The sequence below is a fragment of the Microcoleus sp. BM001215392 genome, assembly GCF_036700185.1.
In the GTDB taxonomy this organism is placed as follows: Bacteria; Cyanobacteriota; Cyanobacteriia; order Cyanobacteriales; family Microcoleaceae; genus Microcoleus.
Genome location: NZ_JAUBOJ010000389.1, coordinates 1 through 6,925 on the forward strand (window position 1 = coordinate 1; position 6,925 = coordinate 6,925).

Annotated in this window: 7 protein-coding genes; 2 read left to right on the forward strand and 5 right to left on the reverse strand. The window is 46.4% G+C overall.

The annotated features are described in order from the left end of the window. Positions 1–318: 318 nt before the first annotated feature. Positions 319–1,599: a phosphopyruvate hydratase gene (gene eno / locus QT974_RS28690; RefSeq protein ID WP_442933220.1), complete on the reverse strand. Its 1,281-nt coding sequence runs from the start codon at positions 1,597–1,599 to the stop codon at positions 319–321. A gap of 298 nt (positions 1,600–1,897) precedes the next feature. Between eno and QT974_RS28695 the strand changes: the two genes are divergently transcribed. After that, positions 1,898–2,815 (forward strand): calcium-binding protein, encoded by a 918-nt coding sequence (locus tag QT974_RS28695; RefSeq protein WP_333471789.1) that lies wholly within the window; start codon positions 1,898–1,900, stop codon positions 2,813–2,815. Positions 2,816–3,123: 308 nt separating this feature from the next. On the opposite strand, the gene QT974_RS28700 is transcribed toward QT974_RS28695, so the two are convergent. The 3 genes from QT974_RS28700 to QT974_RS28710 all read right to left on the reverse strand — a co-directional run bounded on the left by QT974_RS28700 (position 3,124) and on the right by QT974_RS28710 (position 4,800). Continuing rightward, positions 3,124–3,774: a Maf family protein gene (locus tag QT974_RS28700; protein WP_333471790.1), complete on the reverse strand. Its 651-nt coding sequence runs from the start codon at positions 3,772–3,774 to the stop codon at positions 3,124–3,126. Positions 3,775–3,906: 132 nt separating this feature from the next. Next, entirely contained in the window at positions 3,907–4,446 is a 540-nt protein-coding gene (gene psbP / locus QT974_RS28705; protein ID WP_333471791.1) for a photosystem II reaction center PsbP, read from the reverse strand. 141 nt (positions 4,447–4,587) lie between these two features. After that, positions 4,588–4,800 (reverse strand): high light inducible protein, encoded by a 213-nt coding sequence (locus QT974_RS28710; RefSeq protein ID WP_333471792.1) that lies wholly within the window; start codon positions 4,798–4,800, stop codon positions 4,588–4,590. A gap of 322 nt (positions 4,801–5,122) precedes the next feature. Between QT974_RS28710 and QT974_RS28715 the strand changes: the two genes are divergently transcribed. Continuing rightward, a complete protein-coding gene (locus tag QT974_RS28715) occupies positions 5,123–5,734 on the forward strand; it encodes a hypothetical protein (RefSeq protein ID WP_333471793.1) in 612 nt (203 codons plus the stop codon). 154 nt (positions 5,735–5,888) lie between these two features. Here the strand turns inward: QT974_RS28715 and larB are convergent, their stop codons facing one another. Then, the gene (gene larB, locus QT974_RS28720) at positions 5,889–6,674 is read right to left on the reverse strand and encodes a nickel pincer cofactor biosynthesis protein LarB (RefSeq protein ID WP_333471794.1); all 786 of its coding nucleotides are present in this window, start codon (positions 6,672–6,674) and stop codon (positions 5,889–5,891) included. Positions 6,675–6,925: the final 251 nt, after the last annotated feature.

Consider the following 6,925-nt stretch of genomic DNA (forward strand, 5'->3'; position numbering starts at 1 on the left):
ATCCCCCGATCGAAGGGGGACTTTGAATGCTTCTTGTCCCCCCCTTCGATCGGGGGGTTAGGGGGGATCGAGCCTTGCTGGTAAACAGCCATATCTGACTACGTTTGACCTGGTTATTGATAAATCTCGTTTGTCGCTGAGGCCCGATCCCCCTAAATCCCCCGATCGAAGGGGGACTTTGAATACTTCTTGTCCCCCCCTTTTTAAGGGGGGTTAGGGGGAATCTAGACTTTGATACCAACAAGAGAGACGATCGGTTTGAGTTAAGTTGTCACCAAGGTGTAAAGCCTGGGAACGAGGATTACCGATTACCGAGTGTTATTTCGGCCCGTAACCGATCGTGCCAGCGTAAATTGCCCGATCGCCCAATTCGTCCTCAATCCGCAACAAACGGTTATACTTAGCAACCCGTTCGCTGCGGCACAGAGAACCAGTCTTGATTTGACCGGCGCGAGTCGCCACAGCTAAATCAGCAATCGTGGTATCCTCAGTTTCACCGGAACGGTGGCTGATGACCGATCGATAGCTGTTCCGCTTCCCTAAGTCGATCGTATCCAAAGTCTCAGTCAAAGAACCAATTTGATTCAGCTTAATCAAAATCGAATTGCTAGCCTTCAAATCAATTCCTTTTTGCAAGCGCGTGCGATTAGTCACAAACAAATCGTCACCCACCAACTGAACTCTGCTGCCCATTTTCTGAGTCAGCGCCACCCAACTATCCCAATCGTCTTCATGCAAACCATCTTCAATGGAAACGATCGGATATTGACTCACTAAACCATCCAAATAATCAATTAATTCTGCTGGGGAATGAGCCACACCGTCATAGGTGTACTTTCCATCTTTGTAAAATTCGCTAGCAGCAACATCCAAAGCCAAAGCAACTTGTTCGCCCGGTTTGTAACCAGCTTTTTCAATTGCCATCATCAACAAATCCAAAGCTTCCTGATTGGAACCCAAATTAGGAGCAAAACCACCTTCATCGCCCACACCAGTCAGCAAATTTTTGTCTTTCAAGACTTTCGCCAGACTAGCAAATACTTCTGCACCCCAGCGCAAAGCTTCCTTAAAAGAAGGCGCTCCCACCGGTACAATCATAAACTCTTGAATGTCTACGTTGTTGTCGGCGTGGGAACCGCCGTTGATGACATTCATCAAAGGTACGGGTAAAACGTTAGCCAAAGCGCCGCCCAAGTAGCGGTAAAGGGGTATTTGTAAAGTCTCGGCGGCAGCCTTTGCTGTGGCGAGGGAGACTCCGAGAATCGCATTGGCGCCGAGGTTAGATTTGTTGGGGGAACCGTCCAAGTCAATCATGGTTCGATCGATTAATGGTTGGTCGATCGCATCCAGATTAGCCAAAGCGGGGGAAATTTTGTGTTCGACGTTAGCAACGGCTTTCAGGACTCCTTTACCGCCGTAACGGCTTTTGTCGTCGTCGCGGAGTTCGTGGGCTTCAAAAGAGCCTGTAGACGCACCGCTGGGGACTTGGGCGAGCCCAACAACACCATTGGCTAGATACACTTCAGCTTCGATGGTAGGGCGACCGCGGGAGTCGAGGATTTCTCTGGCTTTAATAAATTCGATCGCAGTGTCTTGCATATTAACGATTCCTGACCTTACTCAAGGTTTGATGACATTTGGCAGTCTGTTGGTTCTCCCACACTGACTGCTGACGGGTAATACATTACGCGATCCCGAGAATTATTGGCCCAGAGTTCAAAATATTTGCGGATTTGGCAAGCCGTATGTCAATAAGCTTGGCTTGTTGCAGGAAAATTTATGACAATTTTGACCGTAATTTGATGTTTTAAACCGCAGATTTACGCAGATTGGTTAATTGGAACCTTTGTTAACATCAGAATGTCAACAAAATCAATCAAATCAGGAGAAATCTAAAATGTTAGAAACAAACGTCGAACAAATTAAATCCTTAGCTATCGATTCCGATCCAATTATTCCCGATCCCCCAAACATCAGATTAATCACAGCGCCATTACCAAATCCCAGCGATCCCAACTTTTTTGACCTTACTCTCAATGACGATATAGTTCAATTAGCCAACGGAATTCTCCGCAACACTCCCGGAGGTTTGCGCGCTTTAGCCGGCAACGATTTTGTCAGAGGTTCCGCTGGTGCCGAATTGATGAACGGTAACAGCGGCAGAGATACTTTAATCGGAGGTTGTGGCAGTGATACTATTCGCGGCGGTCAAGATTTTGACATACTTTACGGAGAATGTGGCAACGATGTTCTCAGCGGCAATCAAGGCGATGACTACGCCTATGGAGGCACGGGAAATGACTTTGTGCGAGGTGGCCAAGGCAATGATGCTTTACTAGGAGACAGCGGCAACGATACTTTAATTGGTGATGCTGGAGTTGACAAACTTTGGGGAGGAGAAGGTGCAGATTTATTTGTCCTCAGAAGAGAATCGGGAGCAACTTCGGGTAACATTGGTTCAGACGAGCCGCGTCCTGCTGGGACTTTTCCTGCTAACATAGACCAAGTGCCAGCCGATTTTATTCTCGATTACAATCCAGCGCAAGGAGATATCATCGGATTGGCGGGAGGACTGACGCGAAATGATATTGTTTTGACCGAAAAGTTTTTAAGAATTGGTGATGCTAGAGATTACGATAGCAGTGGGCCTGTTCCTCCGGGACAGGCGCGAACTCTTGATTTTAGAGTGCTCGATACTAAGGCGACGATAATTAGAGAAGCTAGTACCGGCAATATTTTGGGTTTGGTAAAAGATGTGTCGCCTGCTCAACTTCAATTTACTTCTGTTGTGGATAGTACGATCGCCCTGGGATAAAATTTGTGAAAAAACCCCGGTTATGAAGGTTTTGATGCGTGGGCCAGAAACCGGGTTTTTGTCAGAATGTTCGCTACAGTCGTATAAACCCGAAAAAACCCGGTTTCTTAGATGACTCGCGGGTGTCCAGAAACCGGGTTTTTACCAGAATAATTGGTGACAGCGCAGAAACCCGAAAAACCCCGGTTTCTTAGATTACGCACGGGTAGCCAGAAACCGGGTTTTTACCAGAATAATTGGTGACAGCGCAGAAACCCGAAAAAACCCGGTTTCTTAGATGACTCGCGGGTGGCCAGAAACCGGGTTTTTTAAGATTGCCAAAAATCCGTCACATCATATCCCATTTCAGCGAGCATTTGCCGCAGCAAAGGCAAACTCAAACCAATCACATTTGTGTGACATCCTTCGATTTTTTCCACAAAAAACCCACCTTTACCTTCAAGCGCGAAACAACCTGCACAGGCGAGAGGTTCTCCCGTAGCGACGTAGGCCGCAATTTGGCGCGAACTCGCTTGGGAAAAATGAACTTTTGTAACTTGACAGCGAATGAGCGATCGCTCCATGGCGTCATTCAAGTTATCAAACCTAGTATCAATTAAAGCATGACCAGTATAAAGTTCGCCAACTTTACCGCGCATTTTTTGCCAGCGCGAGATTGCTTCTTGGGCGTCCTTCGGTTTGCCGTGAATTTCACCATCAATGACCAAAATTGAATCGCATCCCAACACCAAACACGATTTGGGATTGGGAATTTTTGGGTGAGAATTAGCCAACAAAAAACCAGCTACAGCGTCAGCTTTTCCTTCTGCTAAAACTTGCACTAATTTAGTAGCATCCCTCATTTTTATTTGCCCTTCATCAAAGTCGCTGGGGCAAATCACCGCTTGAATACCCGCACTGTTTAGCAGGCTGCGGCGGGCTGGGGAAGCTGAGGCTAATACAAAAGTTGGTGTTTTCATAAGTTAAGAAGTGATTAGTCAGTGGTTATTAGTTATTTGTTACTTGTTATTTATTTGTGGTTTGTTATTAGTTATTTGTTGGATCTCAAACTAATAACTAATAACCAATAACTAATCACCAATAACTAATAACTAATAAACCGAGAAAGATTTAACAACTTTCTCAAAAGCTTCTTTAACTTTCGGCCAACGTTCTTCGGTAGTAGAAATGTTCAGCGTAAATAGTTTGCCGCGGCTGACTGCTACGCTGGCTAAGTTGTGCCGTTGTTGGTTTGGGAGTTTGACAGCGTATTCTAAAAGGTAATAATTTTTCGATCGCGATTCCCTAGCTTCTGCATTGACTAATTCAGCTTCGCGGCCCGAGTCAGGCGGGGCGATCGCACTTTTACTAAGCTTGTATCCTACATCCGTCGGCGTTCCCAAATCTGCCAGAGTTTTGTTCCCCACCACTGGACTGATCACCACGCTGACGTTCTCGGTTTGCTGGATCAAATCCCGCAACACCACATCGGGGCCGTTAGAAACGGCGATCGGCAGCCAGCCGTTAGGATAGAGAAATTGATAGCCGTCGCCAGTATCAACGTAGCTTTTGAGTCCGGTGACTTTAGACACACAACCGGTCAAGCTGAGGCTTAAAACCACCAGAAGTATTGCTGCAATTCGTTTGAGCATTATTTTATCGATCGGGTAACACTAAAATATTTAATTTAAATTGTCTCACCAAACCTTACCCTAAAAATAGTTAAGCTATGGATCGCCATTTGTGAATACCTGGCAAGCCATAGCCGTAAAGCTTAATTTTTATCAAAATAATTACAAGTGAGTTAGCCAGGTAATCAGTCCGTGCTTGGTGGAAACTTCTAAAGCCAAGAGAGAAACAAAACCGATCATCGCGAGGCGACCGTTTAAGCGTTCTGCGTAGGGAGTAAAGCCGGTGCGGGGTTCGTCATCGACGTATACTTGCGGCTCGATCGCAAAATTGTTCATTTTGCCGTCGTTATCCAAGAGTAGGCCTCTATTAGTCATTTTGGTTTCCTAAGTTGTTTTTGGTGTACTGTAAATAAATGTAACAGACTAATGAAGATATGTAAAGGATTGTGAGTTTTTTTTTTCAAAGCGTGCCATTCAAAGACCAATTTCCCAAAAATGCAACGGGCGGGCAAGCTCGAAACCCTTATACAATCAGTCATTCCCCAATCAAAAATCAAAAATCAAAAATCCTGTGACGGCGGAGAGTAGACTCACGGCCCCAGAGGGGGGAGGATAGAGTTGAGAGGCGAAAAAGTTGATACTATAGCAAATCCAGTCTGGGTTTGACGAAAATTGTGGAAGAACGGAGGAAAAATTTATGCGGGCCAGTCTGGAAATGCGGTGGTTTAATAGCGGTGCGCTGCCAAAACCGATCGGGCAATGGTTTGGAAGCGAGAGTCTGGGCGGGTATCTATCCCCGCCTGAAGAGCGAGAAGATTTATATTTGCTGATACCTAGTTGTGACTACTTGGGAGTCAAACTGCGCGGGAAAAATTTACAAGTAAAGTGGCGGCAGGCAGAATTGGGGGTGATGCAGTTCGGCAACCGCTGGGAAGGCAAAGCCGAGAAATGGCTGAAGTGGATATGTGCCGACACGATGGCGCCACTACCGGCAGATACCATCGCAACTGGAAAGTGGGTAAAGGTGAAGAAAAAGCGAGCCCAGCGTCTTTACCAAGTTTCTGCCCCGGGTGCGCTAATGTCTGTGCCTGTCGAAGCCCCAATTCCCCAAGGCTGCATTGTAGAAATTACGCAGTTAAATATTAACGGCACTGCGTCGTGGACTTTGGGCTTTGAAGCGTTTGGTAGCGAAAATTTTTTGGCCGAAAGTCTGCAAACAGTAGCTAACTGGACTAGCAAGAGTTATCAGGCGCAAAAGTTGAAAGCTGAGGATTCTTCTGGTTATCCGATTTGGCTAACAAGTAAGTAATATCAAATCCCTTTGAATCATACCGCCTGTATTATTTAGCTCCCATCTGTTGGGAAGAAAAATAAGACGGCGGTTGAAACCGCGTCTACATAAACTTGCGTCCGCCTCCGCGGTGTAACGAAAATAACGCAATTTTAACCGCCCGCTCTTTCTTCTATTCGCCCTCTTCTATTCTCCCCACTCGATCGGCACTTCTGAGAATTTGACAAGCCAAAATCGCCGCCCCAAAGCCATTATCAATATTTACAACACCCACACCAGCCGCACAAGAATTGAGCATAGTTAAAAGAGGAGCAATCCCGCCAAAACTCGCGCCGTAACCGACACTTGTCGGCACAGCAATCACCGGACAATCCGCCAAACCCGCAACCACACTCGCCAAAGCACCTTCCATACCCGCAACTGCAATCAACACATCAGCATCAGCAATCACGTGGCGGTTGCTCAGCAAGCGGTGAATGCCGGCAACTCCCACATCCCACAAACGCCGCACCCCAAAACCGCAAAGTTCCGCAGTCACAGCCGCTTCTTCCGCCACAGGCAAATCCGCTGTTCCCGCACTGATAATAGTCACAGTACCCGGACGCTGGCGAGTGGAAGATTTATCAGAAATTGCACAAATTCTAGCTGTTTGGTAATAGCACAATTCGGGTATTTTTTGCTGCAATTTCTCAAAAACTTCTGGTTCAATTCGCGTCGCCATCACCGCAGGATTTCGCCCCCGCATCGCCCCGATAATCTCAACAATTTGGTCGGGTGTTTTTCCGGGGCCCCAAATGACTTCCGGAAAACCCGTTCTTAAGGTGCGGTGGTGGTCAATTTTGGCAAAATCGCCGACTTGTTCAAAGTCAAAATGCTTTAATTTGTCCAAAGCTGCGATCGGGCTAACATCACCGGCCGCCACAGATTCGAGTAACTTCTGTAAAATTTCAGGTTCCATTAATTAATGAATGAATGACTAAGAACTACTGACTACTGACTAATGACTGCTGACTAATGACTAAGGAATGAACATTAAAGAACTTACATTTTTTATTGTGATTGTGGGATGGGCGTCCCGCCCGTCCTTTCTGGACGGGCGAGACGCCCATCCCACAAATATGTGTAAATTATTTAATTCGCGATCCTAATGACTGCTGACAACTGACAACTGACAACTGACAACTGACAACTGACAACTGACAACTGACT

What these genes read in the sequence shown, in the direction of transcription:
- eno (WP_442933220.1), bottom strand. Translation starts at nt 1,599, where the DNA reads ATGCAAGACACTGCGATCGAATTTATTAAAGCCAGAGAAATCCTCGAC.
- QT974_RS28695 (WP_333471789.1), top strand. Translation starts at nt 1,898, where the DNA reads ATGTTAGAAACAAACGTCGAACAAATTAAATCCTTAGCTATCGATTCC.
- QT974_RS28700 (WP_333471790.1), bottom strand. Translation starts at nt 3,774, where the DNA reads ATGAAAACACCAACTTTTGTATTAGCCTCAGCTTCCCCAGCCCGCCGC.
- psbP (WP_333471791.1), bottom strand. Translation starts at nt 4,446, where the DNA reads ATGCTCAAACGAATTGCAGCAATACTTCTGGTGGTTTTAAGCCTCAGC.
- QT974_RS28710 (WP_333471792.1), bottom strand. Translation starts at nt 4,800, where the DNA reads ATGACTAATAGAGGCCTACTCTTGGATAACGACGGCAAAATGAACAAT.
- QT974_RS28715 (WP_333471793.1), top strand. Translation starts at nt 5,123, where the DNA reads ATGCGGGCCAGTCTGGAAATGCGGTGGTTTAATAGCGGTGCGCTGCCA.
- larB (WP_333471794.1), bottom strand. Translation starts at nt 6,674, where the DNA reads ATGGAACCTGAAATTTTACAGAAGTTACTCGAATCTGTGGCGGCCGGT.